The sequence below is a fragment of the Lysinibacillus sp. UBA5994 genome, from assembly GCF_002429725.1.
Lineage (GTDB): Bacteria > Bacillota > Bacilli > Bacillales_A > Planococcaceae > Lysinibacillus > Lysinibacillus capsici.
In genome coordinates this window covers 245,927-270,081 of the sequence record NZ_DJAU01000056.1, presented here as the reverse complement: position 1 = coordinate 270,081, position 24,155 = coordinate 245,927, and the positions used below count along the sequence as shown (strand labels likewise).

Below are 24,155 nucleotides of genomic sequence, written 5' to 3'. Positions count from 1 at the left end.
CAAGATGAACAACAAAAAAATGTTACGACATCTGTATAGGAGTCGTAACATGCTCTCTTTAATTTAAGGTAATAGGTAATTTGACAATCATTGTCGTTCCATGCCCAAGCTCACTCTCGACTTCAATTTCTCCTCGATGTAGTAAAACGATTTGCTTCACGATAGCAAGCCCCATTCCACTGCCTTCATACTTGTGACTATGGGAACGATCGGCCTTGAAAAACCGTTCGAATATACGTTGCTGATCCTCTAAAGAAATCCCAATGCCTCTATCCGTTATTCGGACTATCACATGATTTGCACTTTGCTTCATGCTGATCTCAATCGTATCATTAGGACTTGAAAATTTAATACTATTCGTAAGAATATTTGTCCATACCTGATGTAATTGATCGTAATCAGCCATGAGGCGAACAGCCTTCAACTGGAGCTCAAAATCAATATTGCGAGAGGACCATTGAGGCTGGAGGGAGACAATGACACGTCTAATTTGTTCATCTAGACTGAACGTATCGAGATGCATTGGCTGTGTCTTTGATTCTAGTAAGCTCAGCTTTAAAAGGCTATCACTCATCTTAGACATTCGATTGGCCTCCGAAATGATGATATCAAGATAACGGTTTTTCTCGTCATCCGTTACATCAACTTGTTTCAGTGCTAATGCGTAACCAGAAATGGAGGTAAGTGGAGACTGCACCTCATGGGACACATTCGATACAAAATCTCTCCTCATTTGCTCTAGCTGCTGTAACTCCTCCGCCATATCTTCAAAGCTTTTAGCCAACGTACCTAACTCCCCTGATTGCTTAATATTTAATTCGACATTGAAATCACCACCAGCAATATGTTTAGTGGCTTGTGTTAGTTTTTTGATTGGCTTGACTAAAAACATCGCTGCAACTAAAAACACAACGCTTCCAATAACAAGGGCATAAGTAGCAAAATTTAGAATCAACTTGATGGAAAAGGAGGTTGAAGGTAAAGCAATCGTTTGGATAAACATCGCTCTCGTTCCCATTTCAGTTGTTAGAGGTATGCCGACAAGTATGGATGAAATACCACTTGGAATTACTTGAATGACCTCTCCATCCAGTACAGCTTGTACTTGTTCCATTGTTACAGGGGCTAACTGATTGCCATGAAGCTTTCCGTAAGCTGTAAACTGCCCTGTTTCTTCATAAATGCGAACATGATAGGATTCAAGCTGATGCATATCACGTATAAAACGATCGGCTTCATGATATGGCAATGTGTTAAAAATTTGTACCATGTCTTGTCCAAAATTTAATAAGGGAATTTGTAAGTTTTCATTTAATTTATCTTTAAATACCCATGTTGCCATGAAAAAAGAGATAACCGTTCCCCCAATGACAGCAACTAGAAAGATTAAAACGACGCGAGTATATAAAGATTTAATCATTCCTCAACCTCAAGCCTATAGCCCAGACCCCTTATTGTGTCGATATGAAAATCAGTGATGGTGTTGAAGCGCTCACGCAGGCGCTTAATATGTACATCGATGGTTCGATTATCTCCCGCATAATCAATCCCCCAAATTTGATCGATCAGTTGTTCTCTTGTATAGACTTGTCCAGGTGTTTCGGCAAGCTTATATAATAATTCAAATTCCTTGAGCGGTAGTGAAATAACATCTTTTCCTCTCATGATTTTATAGGTCTGACGGTCCAGCGTGACTTGACCAAGTTGAATGGTCTGCGAATGGCCAATCCTGTAGCGCTTCAAAAGTGCCTTTACACGTACAGTTAGCTCTAACGGATCAAATGGCTTTGTTAAATAATCATCCGTTCCAAGCTCAAAGCCCTTTACTTTTTCCCATGTTTCCCCTCTTGCAGTCAGCATCAGGAGAGGAAGATCCGTATTCGTTTTGCGGAGCTCCTTACATAGTGTCCAGCCATCCATCGTTGGCATCATAATATCTAGTACAACAAGATCAATAGGTGTTGAGCCGTAGATGGCTAATGCTTCTTTACCATCTCCTGCCTCCATTGTAGTGAACCCGTCTTTGCGCAGAAAAAGGCAAACAAGTTCACGAATGTTCGCATCATCATCCGCAACAAGTATCGTCGGCATACATTCGTTCCCCTCTTTTCGAATCTATTATTCACCCACATTATACTATATAATTTCTTTACTTCTCCCCTACCACACCTCACGATTAATTGCTGTGGCCTAAAAAACCACTTCCTAAAAATATAAAGGTAGTGGTTCTAATCAAGCAATTAACTTTGCAAACCATGCAACGTAATGAGCACCTGGAATCAATAATAACTGTGCCACAATGGTTCCTAAAAATCTGGAGAACATCATCATAACAGACATTCTTTTCAGGTCTAAATAGCTTCCTCTCTTATTGATCACATCATCTGCTAGAATGGATATTTTCGGGTCAATGAATAGGATTAATAGTATTGTTGCAATGCCATTAATTAATCCAGATGCCATAACAGCAGTAGTCTTTAATTCTGGTACTAATAATGTGGCATACAATGCAGATAAAACACCAATCGTATAGATAGCTGTAATAACAATATTGATAACAAATAATTTAATCGGTATATCCTGTAGACGAATGCCTTTTAAATAACTAAAATTTGGTGTATGAATATGCTTAATCCCCCGTCTTACATAGTCAAATGTAAAGCCCTTTTTCAATAAAGCCGGGATTGAGCCTCTTTCCTCAGCCAAATGAACGATAGCTCTTGAAAAAATGGCTACAAAGGTGGGAATAAGTAAGATTCCTACTATTGTTCCAAGCGAAGCCGCTCCAATAATTAGTCGAAATTGATGTTCTACAAATGTCATGGCATTATCCGTAGGTGCTGTATCAACAAGGCTCCCTGTGAATGGTTGTTGCATCATATTGGCTAACCTCGACACCATGACCATTACATTAAAAAGAGATAAAGCCGAAGCTAGTAATTTGACACGTGCTCCTGATAAACGAACTGCATATGCAAGCGTTTCAATCGCATGAATGATTAAAATAAATAAAGCAATCATGATTAATTTTTCTGTTATTAAATCCACATATGTACCTACTCTTTGCTTTCTAACGATTTAATATTGTAACGCTTATTCAATAAAATAGTTCCAATTGAAAAAATGTGCTGTCCACGCCATAAAAGGTAATTATAAAAGGCGAGAGGTTGATTATTTCCAATGTGGAGAAGTGATGAGTGACTACCCTCGCCATAAAGAGTAGTGAACACCTTTGTTTTATTTGAAAATTTTTTCTAAAAAAGAAACATTTTAATGGGTTGGAGTGGAAGGCTACTTGAATCTTCTTGAATAGCGATACAGGTAACCTCTAAACGGAGCTGTGTTCGCCCAGAGGAAAGCATGTAACCTGCACGGAAATTTTTCAACACTATGAAAAAACTTACCCTAAGAAAGGGTAAGTTTTTTGTTACTTCTACAGTTGCTTTACCATTAATTTTAATAAATCATCCTGTGACATCTCTTCCGTCAGCAGCGTTTCACCATCCACCCCAAGATAATCATGCGGATTCCACCAAGCACGTAAAGAATCTTCCCCGAAGTCATTTTTTTTGGAGCTAGAATGATGACGAATAACGGTTTCCTCAAAACATAAATCAAAATAATAAGTATTGGCCTTCTGATCATAGAAGTGGATTAAATCCTTTAACATAGCTCCATAACGACTGGCATATAATATTCCTTCTACAATGACAACTTCACAACGACCTTTACCATACTCTGCGATTTGACGAATTAATTCAATAGAAAGATTGCCTTCTCGATCATGCACCTTTAACATATCACGTCGGACAACATCTTGCGCAATCAAAAGTGTACCATGTCCAAGATGATGCTGAAGTTTCTTTGCAATTGTCGTTTTCCCACTACCTGAATTTCCTCGGATAATAATTAGCTTAGAGTCCAATTTCCCCTTCTCCTTTTTAAGCTGCTCTCCTAGACCAAATGACAACAGGAATCAATACTAACGACAATAGCCCTCCTGCTAAGGACAACACTGCATAGCTTGAATTCGCCACTACCATACCTGATAGCGCACCACCTGATGCACCTGCCAATGCCACAAAAACATCCATCTTCCCCTGTGTTTTTGCACGGGTAGAAGGCTCCGTCGCATCAACAATTTGAGCAGTTCCACTAATTAAGCCAAAGTTCCAACCTAATCCCAGTAAAGAAAGTGCCACAATGAGTAACACCATTGAATCGCTTGGTGCAAATGCAGCCACTACGCCAGCGAGTAGCAACGTAATACCTGAAGCTATACTCATTGCTGTACGTCCGATTTTATCAACAAGAATACCTGTGACAAGTGATGGCAGATACATAGCACCTACATGAAACCCTATCACAATACCAACCTCGGCTAATCCATGTCCATGATGTTTCATATGTACAGGTGTCATTGTCATGATGGCCACCATGACAATTTGTGTCAGGACCATAACTGTTGCTCCTACCGCTAGGCCTCTTTTATTGCTAGATATAGGCATGGATGGTGTTTGATTTTCTTTGTTCATTTTTTGCTTATGTGCCTCTATGGCTTTCGCTATTTCTAGCGGGTCAGGACGCAACATAGTAAACAATACAAGCCCCGCCATAATAAAGGCCAAAGCAGATAATAGAAATGGACCCGCTAGAGCTAGAATACCGATAGACAGCGCCACTTTTCCCATCCATTCTACTAAATTCGGACCTAAAACAGCACCAAAAGTGGTCATAAGCATGGTTGTACTAATCGCCGTAGCACGTTGCTTATTATTGGCTAAATCTGTCCCAGCGTAACGTGCCTGTAAATTAGTTGCCGTACCAGCTCCATAGATTAATAGAGAGGCAAACAATAACACAATACTATTCATTAAAGTAGCAAGGACTACACCTATTGCACCAAGTCCACCCACTATAAAACCTGTTGATAAGCCTATGCGGCGACCATAACGCTGTGATAGTTTTCCTACAATGAAAGCTGCACCCGCAGAGCCTAACGTAAATAATGCAGAGGGTACACCCGCATAGGCATCCGTTCCAAGCATTTGTTGTGCCAGTAGAGCGCCTACCGTTATACCCGCCGCAAGTCCAGCTCCCCCAAAAATTTGGGATAAGCTAACAACTATCAGTACACGCCTATATAGGTTTTTTAGTTTTTCTGGTGACTCAATATAGGACGCAATTGACTCTTGAGATTTTTCAACCATTTTTCAACCTTCTTTCTCTATGTATATCAAACAAGATTACTTGAATTAATGAAGAAGGAACCGTCTCCATCTAGACAGTTCCTTTCCTATGCTACCACCTTTTTATACCTCTATCGTATGCCCCAATTGGTGTCATGCATAAAGGACATGATATTAATGTGCATGCATAACGACATTCTTTTTCTTAGCGTAAAATAAGAAAGTAGTGGTTAAACTTAAGCTTATGATTCCGAAAACAAGTCCCATACCACTTAAACCAATTAAATCTAGCATCATACCTGTCGATAAAAGCACGATTTGAAAGACGACGGAATCAATCATGTTGCGGAATGAGAAAAAGCGTCCATGAAACTGTTTGGGTACTTGTTTTTGGAAAATTACCATTGTCGTTGGGAAAAAACAGCCAACTGAAAAGCCAAAAACGCCAAATGCCACTAAAGCGAAAAATGGAGTCTCTGCAAGTAATAATAGGAGCTCCATTGAGCCTATAATAAAGGCTAATGAAAAAAGCAGTGTACCCATTTGTACACGGTCAGCAATCATTTTCAAACCAGCTGCACCAAGCATAAATCCGATACCTTCCACCGTATACAATAATCCTGAAATTGTGGTAGATTGATGAATTTCAGATATTTTCATAATCACTAAATTAAAAGAGCCTAAAAATAATGTAGGAATTAACATTAAGACAAGCGTCATCAAGACGACTGGATGCTCTTTAATCATCGGTAACACTTCTTTAAAATTCCCTTTTTCTTTGTTTGTCATCGTTTCAGTAGATGCTTCATCCAATTGCAATAAACTAGTAATGACAAACATGCCTAAATAGACAATAAATGAAATAATATATAACCATTTTAACTCAAAAAAACTGAGCATAAACCCGGCAGCGGCTGTACCGATGATCCTTGAAATGGTTCTCGCATTCATTTGCCAAGCATTTAATGTAATTAAATCCTGTTCCTTCGCAATCATGGGAATAATAGATTGCAAGGCAGGCATATAAAATGCTGCTGCTATTTGCAGCGTGATTAAAAATAGAATCATCCAAATGACCGAATTAGTATAAAGTGCCATAAACATAAATAAAACACTGATGATGCGTCCGATACTCGCCATCTGGACAACCGTTTTTTTCTTCGATTGGTCAATGATACGTCCTGCCATTGGACCAACAACTAAGCCTGCTAAAATACCACAAGAAATAATTAATGATTTGTGAAAGTCAGAAGGTACTACCTCTTGCATAAAGGCTAAATTGCCAATAATGCCAGCCCATAAGCCGAGACCTACGACAAATTCACCTAATAAAATAATCCATACGTTTCGATTTCTCCACATGCTGTTCTCCTTGTTGCTATCATAAAATTTATCGTAACAAAATTTTAAATATTCGTACATAAAAATATAGAAAAATTTGCTAGATGCTACTATTCTTTCTCTTTCTAGTTTATCTTAACGAGTATACTATTTTTCCTAGAAGTAGTACTCATTCAAAAGTTTGAACTTGTCCTCAAAAGAAAAAACATCGTTTGATGGGCGTATCAAACGACGTTTTTCATTAAGAAGTTTCTAGTTTATGAACAAGTACTTTTTTTCTACGCTCAACGATTTTTTGACAGATGAACGTCACGATAAAAATGAAGCCGACTGTTGTTGCCATCATACCTGCTATAGAGGTATCCCAAAATTTCGCTAAATAATAGCCAATGACGGAAGCAGCAGCTCCAAACAGCATACTATAGACGAACATTTGCTTAATCGTCTTGCTGATTAAATAGGAGGTAGCAGCTGGCCCAATCAACATGGCAACCACTAAAATGGCCCCTACACTATCAAAAGCTGCCACTGTTGTAAACGAAATCGATGTCATAAAGCCATAATGAAGAAAGACAACGGGAATGCCAATGGTTGCTGCATACACAGGGTCAAACGTTGCAAGCTTCATTTCTTTAAAGAATAGGAGTAGGAACGCAATATTAATGACGAGGACGAGTAAGAGCATCCATACTGCCTTAGGCATTGCCAGCCCAAGCAATGTCCATTTATCCCAAGGAACAAAAGCAATTTCTCCCATTAAAACATGCTCAACATCTAAGTGCACATTGCCTGCAAATAAGGTGATGAGGAGAACACCTGCTGCAAACAGAGATGTAAACACTACGCCTATCGCTGCGTCTTCTTGAATACCAGAAGAATGTAATAATTGCACAAGATAGGCTGTTAAAATCCCTGCAAACGCAGCACCTACCAACATCCAAAAACCATTCAACGTTTGGGTAATAAGGTAAGCCATCACGATGCCAAAGAGCACTGTATGACTGATCGCATCTGCAATCATGGACATTCTACGCAAGATGAGGAAGACACCTGCAATTCCACAAGTTACCCCAACTAACAGTCCCGTGAATACAACCCAAAATTCGATCATCCTACATCACCCTGCTTTCGAAATTGCATTTTCCTACGATATTTACTAATTTGACCAGTTGGACTTATAAAATACGATAGAAAGAATATACCTGCTGCCACTAAGACAATTATCGGACCTGTCGATAACCCTGTTCGAATCGCACTAATAAAGGTTCCTGTTATGCCAGCGATACCTCCAATCGCAGCACTTAAAATGAGCATTGTGCTCAATTTTTTTGTCCATAACTTGGCACTGGCAGCAGGAATAATTAATAAAGCTGACATTAAAATAACGCCAACAGCTTGTATACCAGTAACAATTGTCATGACAATTAAAACCGTTAATGTTGCCTTTAAAGCCTCAATTGGTAAGCCAATCCCTTTTGCATAAACAGGATCAAAGATCAGTAGCTTCCATTCCTTATAAAGCAAGAGACTAACCACAATAATGATGGTTGCACTAATAAAGAGCCACATTAAATCTGCCTTGGTCATCGTCGCTGCTTTACCGAAAATAAAATTATTCAGACCACTCTGGTTCCCCAGTGGGCTACGGTTAACCACTGTTAAAAATACAACACCAACACCAAAAAATACGGTGAGGACTAATCCAATGGCAGCGTCAGCCTTCATTTTTGAAAATGACACAATCCATTGAATACAATACACAGATAATGCTGATGTAATGCCCGCTCCTAGCATTAAAATTGGCAATTCCTTTTGACCTGTTAGCAGGAACGCAAGGGCAATACCTGGTAATGCTGCATGCGCAGCAGCATCCCCAACTAGACTTTGTTTCTGTAAGAAGGAGAACGTGCCTGTGATGCCTGCTGCAATGCCAAGTAACATCGTTCCACTCAGTACCCACAATAAGTTACCGCTTAACATTATGTCCCTCCTTACACATGCTGCATCATGAAAAGTTTACCACCATATGTTTTTTGTAATTGCTCTGGTGTAAAAACATCTTCCGTTGCGCCTGATGCTAAAATCGTTTTGTTTAATAGAATCGTATAGTCGAAGTATTCTTTGACGGTTTGAAGATCGTGATGAACAACAAAAATACTTTTTCCCTGTGCCTTTAAATCTTTTAGAATATCAATAATCGTTTTTTCTGTCGCAGCATCTACTCCTGCAAATGGTTCATCTAAAAAATATATATCTGCATTTTGTGCAAGGGCTCTAGCTAGGAATACACGTTGTTGCTGGCCTCCTGAAAGCTGCCCGATGGAACGCTCTGCAAAATCCTGCATCCCAACACTTGCTAAAGCTTGTCGAGCAACAATTTTATCCTGCTTAGACGGTCTTTTAAATAAGCCTGTATGGCCATAACGCCCCATGAGCACCACATCCAACGCATTTGTTGGGAAATCCCAATCCACCGCATTACGCTGAGGCACATAGCCTACGACTAAACTCTTTGGCTCAAACACCTTCCCTAAAATTTCTACCTTTCCCACTTTATTAGGAAGCTGATTTAAAATGGCCTTTAAAAATGTGGATTTCCCTGCACCATTTGGGCCAATAATGGCAGCTAGATGACCTGTAGGCACTGTTACACAGGCATTTTCTAATACTGTTTTTTTATCATACGCCACTGATAGATTTTCCACTGTTAATGCATACATATTCTTCACCTACTTTAATGCATCGACGATCGTGTCGATGTTATGTTGATACATACCTATATACGTACCTTCTGTTGTTCCTTCAGCTCCCATAGCATCTGAGAATAATTCCCCACCGATGACAATGTCGTGGCCTTTCTCCTTAGCCCCTTCAATGACAGCTTTCATCGCCTTATCGGACACACTGGATTCTATAAAAAGAGCCTTAATCTTATTTTCTACTAAGAAATCAACCATCTCCTGAACATCCTTCACACCATACTCTGAATCCGTACTCAGCCCTTGCAAGCCACGTACTTCAAATCCCTGACTTCTGCCAAAGTAATTGAATGCATCATGAGCCGTTACTAATATTCTTTGTTGCTGTGGGATTTCATTCACACGTTTTTCTGCGTAGCTTTGTAAATCATCCAGCTTTTTCAAGTAAGCTGCTTCATTTGTTTGAAAATCTTCTTTAAATTCAGGGTATTCTTCCTGAAGCTGCGTACTGATTGCCTTGACAACACCTTTCCAAAGCTCAACATCAAACCAAATATGTGGATCATGGAGCATGGCATCCGTATCACTGGCAAGCAGTTGCTTTTCATCTAATGTCTCGCCCACTGCCAAGACCGTTTTATCCTTCGCCATTTGTTCAAAGATATCGAGCATTTGTCCTTCTAAATGTAAGCCATTATAAAAAATGACTTCTGCTTTATCCAATTTCGATAAATCACTTTGAGTCGCCTTGTAGAGATGGGGATCTACGCCTGGACCCATCAATGCTGATACCTGTAAATGATCACCACTGATTTCTTTAATCGCATCTGCAATTTGTCCTGTGGTTGCAACCACAATGCCTTCTTTTTCACCCTCTGTTTCTGCTGAACAGCCAAATAATAGAAATGAGAGTGATAATACCACCACACCTAACCATTGTTTCATTTTCCTACCTCAACTTTCTCTTTATTAAGCAATTGTTTGAAAAAAGTGCCTAAACTACGAAGTAACCAATTGGCGGACAAGCCGTAAATTGGTTGTCATGCCCGCCCTAGTCGTATTCAACGCCAATATCCTAACTTTTTCCACACAATACCTTAATTTATATTCATTTTCCTGATAAGCTGGCGCCAGCTCATCCAGAAAAGGATTAACATCATACCTGCGCCTACTGAATCGGTCAGTTTCCATACGATTGCTAAAATAATTAAAATGGCCATTGGAAGAATCGTCAGCTTGAAATCACCTAAATCTTTCATTCACGCACTCTTCTTTCTTTGGAGATATTTTGTTTCCCTTAGGAAAAATATATGCTTAATACAAAGAAAATTCAACTACTTTATGAAAATTTCTTTAAAAAATTTTTTTTCTTACACAAAAATTAGTTTAGCCCAAACAAAAAAATCCCTAATGCAGACATTAGAGATTCTTTTATAAAAATACATAGATTTATGTTAATATACTTTTATTCTTCTTTTTCTAGCGGCTTTCCTATAAATTCAAATGCATAAATATGTGTTTTTGTTAATTCAATAATATCCTTGATTAAAGCTTCTTCTGATTTTTCATAGCCGCTTGCAATCCATTGCATCATCAATCCATAAAAGCCGTAGGAAGTATAATGCTTGAACATGTTCATGTTGACAGGCTGCTGATTGATCGTCTCAAATTTAAATTGCTCTTGATAAATTTTTGTGATCGTTAAGGGCATACGGGTGTGCAACCCAGGAATCGTATCTTCCACATTCAGCAGCTCGAAAAACAAACGGTGCTTATAAATGTAATGAATAATATTAAAGGATGGTGCTTTCAATTTTGTCGTGTATACCTTTTCTCCATATAGGTAGGGTTCACCTACTGCCACTTCCAGACCATTCAGCATTTGTTCTAGTAAATTCTCTGCTAGGTCAAATTTATCTTGAAAATGCACATAAAAGGTACTACGGTTATAGCCCGCTCGTTCTACAATATCCTTCACTGTAATGGCTTGAAAACCATGTTGTTTCATTAAATCGACAAACGCTTCATAAAAATGACGGCGGGTTCTTTCTTGTCTTTGTGTCCATTTTGGCAATTTTACTTCCCCCTTTTAGACATTCCAGGCACATATGTCTACTAGTTAGATATTTACTACGACATTAATGATTGTTTCCGTTTTCAGGCGTTTTACAATAAAAGTACACCGTGATTTACACAGTGTGCAAGAAAAAAGTTTGTTTAAGGGAGTGTCATGTATGGGGAAATTACAAGATAAAGTCGCAATTATTACAGGTGGTGCTTCTGGTATCGGTGCTGCAACAGCCAAATTATTTGTAGCAGAGGGAGCAAAAGTGGTGCTTGTGGACCTAAACGAGGAAAAAGGCCAAGCATTTGCAGCTGAACTACAGGCAACAGGAGCAAAAGCCATGTTTATCAAAGCAAACGTAACGGATGAACAGGAAGTAGCAGCTATTTATCAAACAACTATTGAGGCATTTGGCAAAGTCGATGTCCTTTTTAATAATGCAGGGATTGGTCGTGTTACGCCAACTGAGGAGCTTCCTTATGCGGAATGGCGTCAAACTGTAAATGTAGACTTAGATGGTGTATTTTTAATGGCGCAGGCTGCCATCAAAGAAATGCTAAAAGCGAATGGTGGTACAATCGTTAATACAGCTTCGATGTATGGCTGGGTTGGCTCGCCAGGATCAGCTGCTTATAATGCAGCAAAAGGAGGCGTGATTAATTTAACACGTTCATTAGCATTAGAATTTGCTACGCGAGGGATTCGTGTCAATGCCCTATGTCCAGGCTTTATTGATACACCAATTATCCCAGAAGAAAGTAAGGAGCCATTACGTCAGATCACACCTATGCAACGACTAGGACAACCAGAGGAAATGGCGAAAGCTGTTTTATTTATGGCATGTGACGATTCAACGTTTATGACAGGGAACACATTAACAGTAGATGGTGGCTACACAGCCCAATAACGACGTTTAAAATAATCGCTACCCGACAAAGGGCAGCGATTATTTTTTCACTAGAAAAATTTGCAGTTTTTATCCATTTCCTGCAAACTATTACTAAAGCGAGCAAGAAAGGATGAAGACAACAAATGAAAAAATTAATAGGTACATTATTATTTTCTATTCTGATTATAGCTAGTGCAGGCAATGTACAAGCTGCTGGCTTTCGGGACGTATCAAAGGATCATTATGCATATGAAGCTATTTTATGGGCAGAAGAATATGATATTGTTAATGGCTTTACAGACGGTACATTTAAACCGAATGCTACCATTACTGAACAGCAATTAGCAAAATTATTAGCCAATTTTTATGAGCTCGAAACGCCCATCGACGAATTAAAAAAGCAAACTCCTTCGGCAAACTGGTCGGATGATTTCTATAATCAGCTCGCAAGCTATGGGGTGCCTTTAAATGGCTATTTCGACAACCGAATCCGAGCGGCTACTGTGAAGCGTGGTGTAGTGGCACAGGCTATTGCTCATTTAGCTAGCGGTAAGAAGGGCTTAGATCAATCTATTCAATTTTTACTTGATACCTATATTTCTTCCGGGCTAAATCCACAGTATGAAGAGCGTAATTTACAAAAGTTTTATGGCGTGACAAGCAACATGACCCGTGCGCAAGTTGTCACGATGCTCTATCGTATGGACGAACGAAATTATTATGAAATTTCAGCGGATGCACAAGCAATTCATGAGAATGCCAACAACGTATCCTTAAATAATAGGGCAAAAAATGCTCAAAATCAGCTCGACAAATCATTACAGCAGGCTACTCCTAGTAAAAGCGCATGGGAAGGTGTGTATACTTATTACTACAAATGGGGTAAGGGTACAAATGAGTTTAACCGCCGTGATGCTATAATCTCCAATGCCACAAACAAGAGCTTTTCTATCGCTTTAACGGCGAATGATGGCTCCGCTTCAGGTAGTGTAAATGGCACAGCCACAATTACAAGCAATACGAAAGCCCTTATGAATACATCCTCGAATGGCAATCGTTGTGTTGTCGAGTTTGAACGTTTATCCAATAATGCCCTAAAGGTGTCCGAGATTGATTGTCGTGCTGAACGTAATGAAGGCACCAATTTTTCGGGTACCCTCAAGCAGCAATAATTTGTAGCAGAGTCTGAATCATTCAGGCTCTTTTTTCATCCTTAAAAGCTTCATAGCTATGTTTGGCGATGGCAATAAAATCTTCGAGACAGGGATGCATATGCTTATCTTTATGCCATGCAATATCTGTATAAATTGGCGCTAAATCAATTGTGGACGGTACTTCCATTAATTGCCCACTTTCCAGCTCCTTCTCTACAACCATTTTAGGTAAAAATGTAATACCTAACCCTGCCATCACACATTGCTTGATTGCTTCAATACTGGCGAATTCAATCATTTGTAAGGGATTGACACCCTCTTGCTGTAGCTGTGCCTCTAAATGATTACGATAGGAGCACCCTGTTTCTGTTAACAACATCGTTTCAGTTGAAATTTGTTGAGCCGATAGAGGCTGACTAATTTCTTTGGGGGCACTCACAAAAACAAGCTGTTCCTGAATCAATCGCTCTCGCTTGAGCATGGCCGTTTCCTGATAAGTGTCCGTTATCAATGCAATATCAAGTTTACCAGCTTGTAATAAATCCTTTGCAATAGCTGTTGTATGCACAGGCTTGAAAATGATTTTCACTTGCGGGTGTGCTTGTTGAAATTGCTGTAAAATACTTGGTAGTCGATAGACACACTGACTTTCCTGTGCCCCTACCTTCAATAGGACTTGCTCCTGCTCGTTGGATATAGCTTTTTTCATTTCACGGTCTAGCTCAAGCATTTTTTTTGCATAATGCTGTAGACGCTTGCCCTCTTCTGTGAGAATAATACGCTTGCCAAGCCGCTCAAAAAGCTGAACACCTAACTCTTGTTCTAATGTTTTTATCTGAGCTGTAATACTCGATTGAGCGTAGTCAAGAAGCTGGGCTGTCTGTGTAAAGCTTAATGTTTCAGCTGCTGTAAAAAACGTTTGAAGCTGCTTAATATCCATCACTTGAACCCCTTCATCTATTTCTTCGATAGTTTTTATTGAAACATTCATCCTTTTCGATAATAAAATCCAATATACACTAGTTTGTAGCTGAAAGAAAGAGATGGCTGCATTTACCAATAGCGCAAGTAAATATCTAACATCAAAAGAACCTTTTATCATATAAAGAGAAACGAATTTGGAGACTTCTTTCCTCCAAATTCGTTTCATTGTATTGTGCTATAAAAATAGTCAATATCATCTAAAGGCCAATAAGGTCGACTTATTGTAATTCTTTTCTAAGATGATCAGCTGCAGACATTGCTTTTAGATCTTGAAGGATCTCGCCTGGCTTGTTTCCTTCTCCTAGAATATATCCCTCAAAGGTTATCCCAACAAAATCAAAAATATGTTGAAATTGCTGAATCATTGGTAACCCCTTTATATAAGGCTCATCTCCACCAACTGCAATAACATATGCTTTTTTAGAAGACATTAATGCTTTAAAATCAGGATAATTCGGGTCTCTTAAGGTTTGTGACCATCGATCTATAAAGTTCTTCATTGCTCCTGTCATACTATACCAATAAATAGGCGTAGAAAATATAAGAATATCATGTGGAAGAATACGGTCAATGACGGCGTTATAATCATCGCTGACATCTGTGAACCCTTCCGCAGCATGACGCTTATCGATTATTGGCTGAATAACACAGTCCTTTAGATAAATTTCTTCAATCATTAGGCCTTGAGTGGCTAATTTTGTTAAAGTCTCTACATTCCCATTCGACCGATTGCCACCGTAAATAACTGCTATTGACATTTAGTATCCCTACTTCCTTAAAGTTTTAACTAGTGTCCCCGTATATCAATAGCTTATTATGATTTCACAAATCGATAAAGATGATTATTTCGATAAAATAAATCGAAAGATTCGATTACAATTAGCATGCATACTTAATATGTTCAATTAAACTAGGATACAAAATGAAATCAATTGTTAGTTATAACCCCTCTAAATTATCCAACAAACTATACCCATATTTAGCAAATTGTTGTTTGACTTGGTTAATGCAATATTCAATTCGTTTCTTTTTTTCTTCTTCAGAATATCCTATTGGGTTTTTTACACACGCCCCCAAATCAATCCATTTCAAAGTGCTATTTTCCGTATCCCAGTATATATGTTCAAATTTAAAATCAAAATCGTATCTGTCTACATTCATCATATCTTTTTTTGCTTCAATCATTTTCAAAACAATTTCTTTTAATTCGTTGTTAGTTATACCTTCTTTTAAAACCTGTGATAAAGTTTTACCATTCACTTTTTCTACAAATAAAAACTCTCTTTTTTTATATGCATAAATTTTAGGAAAATAAGGACTACTGTTTAACTCCAACAATGCGTAAATATCGTTATCCCCTTTTCCTTCAGATAGAAATTTTTTCAATATAATTCCTTTGTTTTTCATTTCATAAACAATTGACCGTTTTCGATGTAATTGAATGATTTCAACTTCTTTACTCAATATAAGGTTATATTCATATAAATAAATAGATTCTTTGGTCTCTTCTGGTAGATCATAAAAATAATTTGTGACAAGCAAAACTTGATTACTCCTTTCATCATAAGAAGATTCGACAAAAAGAGCTCATTCCCTTTATATTTCCATTATTTCTACATTCAAAAAAGTGAATACATTTTAATCATTGGATAAGAAGAATTGGATGAAAGGTCACCTATCTTTACAAAAAACCCAAACTACACAGAAGCTCATAACACTTCATTGGTTTGGGTTTCTTTATAAATAAATTTTCTTTTCAAAGCACGCTTTCTATCAAATATTATAGATACTTTAACTATATTCTTTTAGGCCTTCCAATGAAAATCCAAATTACCAGGAACAAACTATATATAAATGGCATATAGAAAATACTCCCTGCATCTTCTCCATTCTTGATAGCGATTCCTATAAAAGCCCAGATAATTACTAATGGAAAAAATACATCTTGCTTATAAACACGTATAAAAGCAGCTAGCACAGTCGCAAGAATAAGTAATAACTGTGCCCATATTTCCTCCGAGAGCCCAAACCCATCCCACTCATAATATTTAAGCACAAAGCTAATATTAGCCATCAACGCCACACTAATCCACCCTAAATATACAGAAAATGGAAGTCTTCCTAAAAAACGATTATCCTCTTTCGGGAAACTTACATACAGAAAAATTATATGAACCAATAAGCCGACCATAATAACAATGGACGTTATAAACAATTCATAATGCCAGCTCAACAACCATGCGATATTTAAAAATGAAGTGATTACAAAGAGACCCAGATTGCTATTTATACGATTAGTAGTTGAAGACCGAAATTGTTGTACAAGCCAAATGAATAATAAAAAATAAATCAAGCCCCAAATACTAAAAACATAGCCTGCTGGAATAAACAATACATCTACCTGATTAGAAATTTCACCTGTCTTTTTCCCATTAATCCCCACCGTACTAGCTAGTCCATTAATAATAACCATGGCGAAATAACTTATGAGTGCAAGCCATTTCATGTTCTTTCCCCCTCATATACATCATCTAATTCAATATATTCATTACCCATTCCAACTTATAATTACTCCGCTTACATAACATTAATAAATTATTTAAAGCCATTAGCTTATCTATAAAATCGTATAGCCTACTCATTATGGTATGGAAGAAAAAAAACAACAAATTGTCTCATTAAATTCCCCACCCCTATTTCCCTGTTATTCAATATTCAACCACTATAGTTATACAATTGTTGTACAACTTTTAAATATCTATATTATAATATGAAAAGTTGTAAGGTTTCGGAAAGCACTACGGCACACAAATACTCACAATCATGAATGTTACTAGCTATAGAAAGGCAGGGAAATAATGACACCAACAGATTGGCAATATAATATTACGCAGGTATCTGAAATCACAGGACTATCCAAACAAGTGATACGTAAATGGGAAGAGCGCTACCAACTTGTTCATCCCAAAAGATTAGAAAATGGACACCGTGTTTATAGTGAAAAGGATGTGCAGCTATATTTAAAAGTACTTAGCCTTTCGAACCAAGGCTATTCTATAAAACAAGCAGTGACAATTGTACTTAGCAATCAAAATGTTTTAGAGGCAGTTACCCCCACAGTGTTGACCAAAAGCGACAATGTAGATCATTTCTGTAATCTTTTATTGGAAGAAGGAAGACTTTGCAATGAAGTAGAACTTAATCGACTCCTGCAACAAGCAAATCATTCATTAGGATTAGCAAAATTTCTATCTCATGTGATTATTCCTTTCTTACAAGAGGTAGGAAGATTATGGGAAAAACAGGTATGGACCGAGTATCAAGAATCTGTTACTACAATGATTGTTAGAGATTATTTAGTACAATTAAGAAGGAATTACCACTCTAAAGAGGATGCACCACTTATAATGGGAGCATGCTTACCAGGGGAGCATCATGAAGTTCAACTTCATATTTTATTGTTGCAAGCAATGATGGCTGGTTGGCGATCATTCCTTGTTGGCAGTTCTCCAGCTGTTGGGGCAATTGAATCTTTAATCATACATTTTAAACCAAAGGTGGTTCTATTATCTGCTATGACTACAAGGCCATTTGAGTTATACCCTACTAGCATTCAGCAATTAGATGACTTCGCTGCAAAACATCCTGCTATTCGATTTTATATGGGGGGTGCTGGCTCTGAAGAGTATTTAAAAACACATTCCTTACATTCAATTGCTATTGCCAGTACTATTGATGAAGTTATAAATAACTCTCACTCTAAATAACATTTATTTTTAGTAGGAGTTTAACGTTTTGGTTAGAACTAGTACTATAAGCAAAAGTTAAAAAGTTTATTAATACTGCTATCCCTGTTTAAATAAGGCATTGTTCTTACAATCTATTTTATTGAGAAGTTCAACGAGAATATCATGGATGAAAGCATTGGTTACACATGCTTTTGTCTATGATTTTTTTTTGCACGCAATAGCCATAAAATAATTTTTTAAATTTCAAGAATATATAGTTTGCACATTTTTGTACACTAATTGTATAATCACTGTATAACTTTTGTACAACAAATAAATATTTTTATCTATTTATAAATCATGACTCAATACAGGTAGTGTTATAAGACTAAATAGCAGATACGGAGGTTTTTCACAATGAAAAAGGAGATTATTGTTATAGGAGCTGGTCCAGGTGGTTTAGCGTCGGCAATGCTGCTTAGCGCTAAAGGATTTAATGTCAAAGTTTACGAGAAACAACCCTATATTGGTGGTAGAACAAGTGAAATAAAGCTAGGAGAATATAAATTTGATATGGGCCCCACATTTTTAAATATGTTTTATATTATTGAAGAAATATTCGAGCTTGCCGGTAAAAATATACATAATTATATAGATCTAGTAAACCTAGATCCAATGTATGAATTAATTTTTCACGATAAGCGCATTAAAATGACTCGTGATCGTGAGGAAATGATTCGTCAAATAAATGAACTATTTCCAGGCAATGAGGGCTCTTTTGAAAAATATATGAAGGAAACTAATCACAAATTAGAAGCGTTAGTACCTGTATTGCAAGCAAGCATGAACCGTTATACAGATTTACTACAACCAAAAGTTTTAAAGGCATTGGGTGAGCTTGAAATCGGTAGATCTTTAATAGATACGCTTTCACGATTTTACAAGCAAGAGGAATTACAACTTGCCTTTACTTTCCAAGCAAAATACTTAGGCATGTCTCCGTGGGAAAGTCCTGGTGCATTTTCCATTCTATCTTTTATTGAGCATGCTTATGGTGTTTACCACATTACAGGTGGCATTAATAAGTTAACACAGGCAATGGCAAAGGTTGTACGAGAAAATGGTGGAGAGATATACACGAACTGTGGCGTTTCAAAGCTCTGGTTGGATGGTCGAAAGGTAAAGGGTGTCATTTTAGATAATGGCGAAAAAATAGCATCTAATGAAGTAATAATAAATAGTGATTTTGGTCATGCGATGACTCACTTAGTCGAGCCTGGTGTTCTAAAAAAATACACTAAAGAAAAGTTAGAGAAGAAAAAATACTCTTGCTCTACTTTTATGCTTTATCTAGGTGTCAATAAAAAATTTGATTTGCCCCATCATACGATCTGGTTTGCAAAAAATTACCGAAAAAATGTTGAAGAAATTACTAACCATAAATTGTTGTCGGATGATCCATCTATCTACATTCAAAATGCAGTTGTAACAGATCCGACAGTTGCCCCACAAGGGAAATCAACGCTATATGTATTAGCACCAGTACCTAATAATTTCAGTCATATTGAGTGGGATACCTGTGAACAAGATTATCGTAACATGCTAATTGGGTTAATTGAGGACAAACTTGGCATTGAAAATCTAGAGCAATACATTGAAGAAGAACACATAATTTCACCGAAAAATTGGGAAGAGAATTTAGGTGTATATAAAGGAGCAACTTTTAACCTAGGTCATCAGCTTACACAGATGCTGACATTCCGCCCTCACAATAAATTTGAAGAATTAAAAAATAGCTGGTTAGTTGGAGGTGGTACACATCCAGGAAGTGGTTTACCGATTATCTTGGAGTCTGCCCGTATTACTTCTAATGGAATTCTACAAAAGCATGGTCTAGCACAATTAGCAGTGAAACCTTTACCTAAAATAGATCTCTTTAATACGGAACTCAATAACAAACCTAGTGAAAAAGTAATGTTGCATATCTAATAATCATTAAGTATGAATTAAATTTAGCTTAGCTACCTAATATAAGGATTTGAAAATATGAATATTCAGACAAAACATATGAATGAAAATGCAATTGTAGATTCAATGAAAAAAAATTTAGCCCTCGTAGAGTTTAACTTGAATAGAAAAGTGATTTGGGCTAATAAAAAATTTGCAGAGGTTCTAGGATATCAGGTGGATGAAGTTATTGGGATGGGTCATGAAAAGTTTTGTAAACCGGATTTTATACAAAGCCCAGACTATCATCTCCTATGGCAAGGTTTATTAAATGGAGAAAAATATGAAGGAAAAATTGAAAGAATAAGTAAAATGAACGATTCTATATGGCTTGAAGCAACTTACCTCCCCATTTTCAATGACAATAATAAGGTAAGTTCCATATTAAAAATTTCAACAGATATTACAAATCGAGAATTCAATACTTTAGAGATTATTGCTAAACTAAAAAGTATGCCTCAGGAGTTAGTAGAAATTGTTGTATCCAATTCAGAAGAAAACATAAAAGCCGTAGCATCACTTGCCAAAGAAGTTGACGCAATTAGAGATACTGTAAAAGTGATTCATACTATCGCTAAACAAACAAATGTCCTAGCACTGAATGCCGCAATAGAGGCTGCTCGTGTTGGTGAAAAAGGTCGCGGTTTTAAAGTCGTAGCAGAAGAGGTACGAAAATTAGCACTGAATGTGGATAAGGCACTTCGAAATATCGAATATAATGTAATGACTATAGAAAGTGATACGGAAAAGGTCGATAATATTACACATGATTTGAAGAAAGTTGTAACAGAAACTCACAATGAATTTAATAAAGCCATTGATAGATTCGAAAAAATGCTTTAACTAGTCAATAATACAGCAGCTAAAGTTCTCAATAGATATTTGAGAGCTTTAGCTTCTTTTTTCTAACTAATTAATATCACTATAAATTATATTCTACTAACAATATCCTTATTATTTAATGGTATTTTTTCATTTTTTCAAACCACCCAAATGCTATCTCAGCCTCTATACATTCATTGTCCTGTGTAACTAAAAAAATTACAAATGATTCACCAGATGGAAAAATAAATTTTCCATCTTCATCGCTTACTAAAGTACTTTGTGGTGGAACAATTCGTTTAAACGCATTTACTCCTTTATAGGGGTGCCCTTCAACAAGTTCAGCAAATTCAATTTTAACGTCTGGATTTGGTGGTGGATAAATGGCTGTATTAGTAGGCGTTACATTTTTAGAAATCATTGAATCCCCAGGAGGGATTGCATTAAACCAAATTTCAGCCAGAATAGGTTGTTTAGAATAATTAGTAATGGTAAACGCATTTACAAACAAATCCACATTAGAATATTTAGGATTACTTAAGCTTCCCCACGCATTTCTTCCTTTTTTTAAGGTAATTAATTCGGTTTGCCCAACAAAATATTGACCTAATAATGATTCATATAAAGGAGTAGGAATACTAACTATTTTCATAAATCGATCATTATTTTTCATTGTCAATCTCACCCCCTTTTATATATTAATGTATGTATTTTTAGTAGGGATGTTTAGACGAAAATATCTTACAAATAAGAGGTTGAAATAATCAACACGCAATCCTTAATTTTACGACTAATTCCATATTACAATGACTTGTAAGCATGTTTATAGTTCGTAAATGATGGTGAATGAGAGCTAGCACTAAATAAGCAATATAAGAAAACGACCTAAAAGCTTAATGAAAGCTACTAGGTCGTTTTTTTATCTATGCTTCTACTGAGATATGCTGGAAGGTTGTCACATCAAATAATCCTGTATCTGTTAGCTTTAAAGCAGGAATAACTGGTAATGCCACAAAAGAAAACGTTAGTAGAAAATGGAAATCTAATGTTGGATTAAGCGTCTTTAATGCCCTGTGCAAGCCTGCTAGCTGCTCCTTTGCCTGTTGAGCTGGTACATCTGTCATCAAGCCACCAATGGTTAATGGCATCTCCGCTAGAATTTGGCCATCCGCAACGATCACAAAGCCCCCTTGGATTTCCTGAATGCGTGTAAGCGCCAGGACCATATCCTCATCATTTGTTCCTACAACAAGGGCATTATGGGAATCATGAGCTACTGTTGTGGCTACTGCTCCTTTTTGTAAGCCAAAGCCTTTAACAATTCCTAAACCTGTCGTGTGTAGCTGATGATGACGTTCGATGACGGCTAGTTTCAGTAGATCTTGTTCTACAGAAGGGACGAAAAAACCATCCTTTACAGGTACATCCATTATTACATGATTGGTAATTAGCTGATTCGGCACAATCTCCATTACATTCGCCTTTGTACCCTTTGTGAATGCTAGTTGTAGCCTATCCTTTGTAATGGTTGGTAAATGGACAGATTGATGGATATGAGCAGGCACAACTGGCTCTTGATGATTTGTCAGCATTTTACCATTTTCAGCCACTTTCTGCCCATTTTTCCATACGGCCTTTGCCTGCATTGTTGACAAATTCTCTACTAACACAAAATCTGCCTTATAGCCTGGTGCAAGTACACCTCGATCTAATAAACGATAGCATTCTGCGGTGTTAACGGTTGCTAACTGGATTGCTTGCAATGGTTGCATCCCTTCAGCTATTGCCATGGCGATATCATAATTGATGCTGCCTTCGTCGATTAACTCATCCACATATTTATCATCTGTACAAAAACCAAAGCGACGAGCATTATGTGACTGGACAGCTGGCAATAAGTCACGTAAGTTTTTCGCGGCTGAGCCCTCTCGGATTAGCACATACATCCCCTGCTCTACACGGTCAATGGCTTCCTCAGCCGTTACACATTCATGATCTGTGTGAATACCCGCAGCTCGATAGCCTGTAATTTGTTCGCTTTGTAAGCCTGCACAATGCCCATCAATGACTAAATTTGCTTCCTGCGATAATAAAATTTTCTGAAGCATGTCCTCTTGCCCATTTAATACCGCTGGGAAATCCATCACCTCAGCTAATCCACGAACCTGTTCATGTTGTAGAAATGGTGCCAAATCCTTAGCTGTTAGTGTAGCGCCTGCATTTTCAAACTGTGTACCTGGCACACTTGATGGCAGCATCACAAAAATATCCATATCTGCCTTTTGTGCATCATCGAGCATAAATTGAATGCCTTCTGCTCCTGCGACATTGGCGATCTCATGAGGATCTGTCATTACCGTTGTAATCCCATGAGGAAGTAAAACACGACTAAATTCCCCTGGTGTCAACATAGAAGACTCAATATGTATATGACCATCAATTAAACCAGGAATGACATAGCCTCCTGTCGCATCCTCTTCCTGTTTAGCGTGAAACTTATTCGTGCGATCTAGAGCCACAATCATCCCATTCTTCACGACGATATCTGCTTTTTGCCATGTTAACGAAAAAACATCCGCAATTTGCGCATTTCTAAGTATAAAATCTGCCTCTAATTTTCCTTGAGAAGATAATACATTTTGTGTTAGCTGCTGTAATTTTATCGACATAATCTATACTCCTTTTTCTTTTAAGAACTATCATGCCAAAAAGATGCTAGCCATTGCAACTATTTATCGCTACATCAGTAAAAAACGACCATTGATCAATGGTCGTTCGAAAATTCTAGCTCTTTAGGTGGTTGCCCTTTTTTATTCATCAAGCGCATACGAATAGGCTCAATCTTTAATGTCACCATTTCATCCTGATTGCCAATAAAGATACTTGTAAAAAATTCGGCTAGTTTATTTTTTATCCCTTCTTCATGTACTTCAGTAAGTTTGCCTTCTATTTCCACATACGTATCACCAAAGCCACCATTTTCGTAGCCATATAAAATATGGGTATATGGGTTTTTGCGCAGCTCTTCCATTTTTTCTGAATGCTTATTCGTCACTGTATACAATACAAAATCTTCATGCTGGAATGTCATGTATCGTGAGTAAGGTTTGCCATTTTCTACAGTCGCCATTGTGCCAATCTTTTCTCGATTTAACACTTCTAGAATTTCATCACGTACAGAAGTCATAATATCCCATCCTTTCATCTATATATCTATTTTGCCCTCTCCCAAGAAAGCTAAACGGTCTTTTTTTGAAAAATGTGAAATGACAATCTT

General features: G+C 37.4%; 24 protein-coding genes. 5 read left to right on the top strand and 19 right to left on the bottom strand.

Going from position 1 to position 24,155, the window contains the following annotated elements; translation table 11 throughout:
- Positions 1–58 precede the first annotated feature (58 nt).
- The 12 genes from B3D98_RS17595 to B3D98_RS17540 all read right to left on the bottom strand — a co-directional run bounded on the left by B3D98_RS17595 (position 59) and on the right by B3D98_RS17540 (position 11,303).
- On the bottom strand, positions 59–1,420 hold the full coding sequence (locus tag B3D98_RS17595) for a sensor histidine kinase (protein WP_054550443.1): 1,362 nt from the start codon (positions 1,418–1,420) through the stop codon (positions 59–61).
- On the bottom strand, positions 1,417–2,091 hold the full coding sequence (locus B3D98_RS17590; protein WP_112118421.1) for a response regulator transcription factor: 675 nt from the start codon (positions 2,089–2,091) through the stop codon (positions 1,417–1,419). Before B3D98_RS17590 ends, B3D98_RS17595 begins: the two co-directional genes overlap by 4 nt.
- Before the next feature lie 141 nt (positions 2,092–2,232).
- Positions 2,233–3,021, bottom strand: coding sequence for a lipid II flippase Amj family protein (locus B3D98_RS17585; RefSeq protein WP_054550492.1), 789 nt, complete (start codon positions 3,019–3,021; stop codon positions 2,233–2,235).
- Between the two features lie 412 nt (positions 3,022–3,433).
- Positions 3,434–3,925: a kinase gene (locus B3D98_RS17580; RefSeq protein ID WP_288584762.1), complete on the bottom strand. Its 492-nt coding sequence runs from the start codon at positions 3,923–3,925 to the stop codon at positions 3,434–3,436.
- 16 nt (positions 3,926–3,941) lie between these two features.
- Entirely contained in the window at positions 3,942–5,210 is a 1,269-nt protein-coding gene (locus B3D98_RS17575; protein ID WP_288584759.1) for an MFS transporter, read from the bottom strand.
- A 153-nt stretch (positions 5,211–5,363) separates the two neighbouring features.
- A complete protein-coding gene (locus B3D98_RS17570) occupies positions 5,364–6,551 on the bottom strand; it encodes an MFS transporter (protein ID WP_281216284.1) in 1,188 nt (395 codons plus the stop codon).
- Between the two features lie 220 nt (positions 6,552–6,771).
- Positions 6,772–7,641: a metal ABC transporter permease gene (locus tag B3D98_RS17565; protein ID WP_048392426.1), complete on the bottom strand. Its 870-nt coding sequence runs from the start codon at positions 7,639–7,641 to the stop codon at positions 6,772–6,774.
- On the bottom strand, positions 7,638–8,510 hold the full coding sequence (locus B3D98_RS17560) for a metal ABC transporter permease (RefSeq protein ID WP_054550447.1): 873 nt from the start codon (positions 8,508–8,510) through the stop codon (positions 7,638–7,640). Before B3D98_RS17560 ends, B3D98_RS17565 begins: the two co-directional genes overlap by 4 nt.
- Positions 8,511–8,521: 11 nt before the next feature.
- Positions 8,522–9,250 carry a metal ABC transporter ATP-binding protein gene (locus B3D98_RS17555; RefSeq protein ID WP_048392425.1) on the bottom strand — a complete coding sequence of 243 codons (729 nt, stop codon included), beginning with the start codon at positions 9,248–9,250 and terminating at the stop codon, positions 8,522–8,524.
- Between the two features lie 9 nt (positions 9,251–9,259).
- On the bottom strand, positions 9,260–10,174 hold the full coding sequence (locus tag B3D98_RS17550; RefSeq protein ID WP_048392424.1) for a metal ABC transporter solute-binding protein, Zn/Mn family: 915 nt from the start codon (positions 10,172–10,174) through the stop codon (positions 9,260–9,262).
- A 152-nt stretch (positions 10,175–10,326) separates the two neighbouring features.
- Complete coding sequence (locus tag B3D98_RS17545) at positions 10,327–10,488, bottom strand: hypothetical protein (protein WP_004230657.1); 162 nt, start codon at positions 10,486–10,488, stop codon at positions 10,327–10,329.
- A gap of 206 nt (positions 10,489–10,694) precedes the next feature.
- Positions 10,695–11,303, bottom strand: coding sequence for a TetR/AcrR family transcriptional regulator (locus B3D98_RS17540; protein WP_288584752.1), 609 nt, complete (start codon positions 11,301–11,303; stop codon positions 10,695–10,697).
- Between the two features lie 160 nt (positions 11,304–11,463).
- On the opposite strand from B3D98_RS17540, the gene B3D98_RS17535 reads away from it, so the two are divergent.
- Both B3D98_RS17535 and B3D98_RS17530 read left to right on the top strand, forming a co-directional pair.
- Positions 11,464–12,201 (top strand): SDR family NAD(P)-dependent oxidoreductase, encoded by a 738-nt coding sequence (locus B3D98_RS17535; protein WP_259950777.1) that lies wholly within the window; start codon positions 11,464–11,466, stop codon positions 12,199–12,201.
- A gap of 125 nt (positions 12,202–12,326) precedes the next feature.
- A complete protein-coding gene (locus tag B3D98_RS17530) occupies positions 12,327–13,355 on the top strand; it encodes an S-layer homology domain-containing protein (protein ID WP_054550451.1) in 1,029 nt (342 codons plus the stop codon).
- Between the two features lie 22 nt (positions 13,356–13,377).
- On the opposite strand, the gene B3D98_RS17525 is transcribed toward B3D98_RS17530, so the two are convergent.
- From B3D98_RS17525 to B3D98_RS17510, 4 genes are all read right to left on the bottom strand, one after another.
- Complete coding sequence (locus B3D98_RS17525; RefSeq protein WP_054550494.1) at positions 13,378–14,277, bottom strand: LysR family transcriptional regulator; 900 nt, start codon at positions 14,275–14,277, stop codon at positions 13,378–13,380.
- 262 nt (positions 14,278–14,539) lie between these two features.
- Entirely contained in the window at positions 14,540–15,079 is a 540-nt protein-coding gene (locus B3D98_RS17520; protein WP_288584746.1) for a flavodoxin family protein, read from the bottom strand.
- 181 nt (positions 15,080–15,260) lie between these two features.
- A complete protein-coding gene (locus B3D98_RS17515) occupies positions 15,261–15,863 on the bottom strand; it encodes a hypothetical protein (RefSeq protein ID WP_054550453.1) in 603 nt (200 codons plus the stop codon).
- Between the two features lie 253 nt (positions 15,864–16,116).
- A complete protein-coding gene (locus B3D98_RS17510) occupies positions 16,117–16,827 on the bottom strand; it encodes a TspO/MBR family protein (protein ID WP_288584743.1) in 711 nt (236 codons plus the stop codon).
- Positions 16,828–17,179: 352 nt separating this feature from the next.
- Between B3D98_RS17510 and B3D98_RS17505 the strand changes: the two genes are divergently transcribed.
- The 3 genes from B3D98_RS17505 (at position 17,180) to B3D98_RS17495 (ending at position 20,899) form a co-directional block, all read left to right on the top strand.
- Positions 17,180–18,088 carry a MerR family transcriptional regulator gene (locus tag B3D98_RS17505; protein WP_054550455.1) on the top strand — a complete coding sequence of 303 codons (909 nt, stop codon included), beginning with the start codon at positions 17,180–17,182 and terminating at the stop codon, positions 18,086–18,088.
- Positions 18,089–18,466: 378 nt separating this feature from the next.
- Positions 18,467–20,038, top strand: a complete 1,572-nt coding sequence (locus B3D98_RS17500; RefSeq protein WP_221680291.1) for a phytoene desaturase family protein — start codon at positions 18,467–18,469, stop codon at positions 20,036–20,038.
- A 57-nt stretch (positions 20,039–20,095) separates the two neighbouring features.
- Positions 20,096–20,899 carry a methyl-accepting chemotaxis protein gene (locus B3D98_RS17495; protein WP_288584739.1) on the top strand — a complete coding sequence of 268 codons (804 nt, stop codon included), beginning with the start codon at positions 20,096–20,098 and terminating at the stop codon, positions 20,897–20,899.
- Positions 20,900–21,014: 115 nt separating this feature from the next.
- Here the strand turns inward: B3D98_RS17495 and B3D98_RS17490 are convergent, their stop codons facing one another.
- The 3 genes from B3D98_RS17490 to B3D98_RS17480 all read right to left on the bottom strand — a co-directional run bounded on the left by B3D98_RS17490 (position 21,015) and on the right by B3D98_RS17480 (position 24,065).
- On the bottom strand, positions 21,015–21,551 hold the full coding sequence (locus B3D98_RS17490) for a DUF6143 family protein (protein ID WP_004230683.1): 537 nt from the start codon (positions 21,549–21,551) through the stop codon (positions 21,015–21,017).
- Between the two features lie 250 nt (positions 21,552–21,801).
- On the bottom strand, positions 21,802–23,547 hold the full coding sequence (ade, locus tag B3D98_RS17485; protein WP_288584736.1) for an adenine deaminase: 1,746 nt from the start codon (positions 23,545–23,547) through the stop codon (positions 21,802–21,804).
- A 95-nt stretch (positions 23,548–23,642) separates the two neighbouring features.
- Complete coding sequence (locus B3D98_RS17480; protein ID WP_048392416.1) at positions 23,643–24,065, bottom strand: pyridoxamine 5'-phosphate oxidase family protein; 423 nt, start codon at positions 24,063–24,065, stop codon at positions 23,643–23,645.
- Positions 24,066–24,155: the final 90 nt, after the last annotated feature.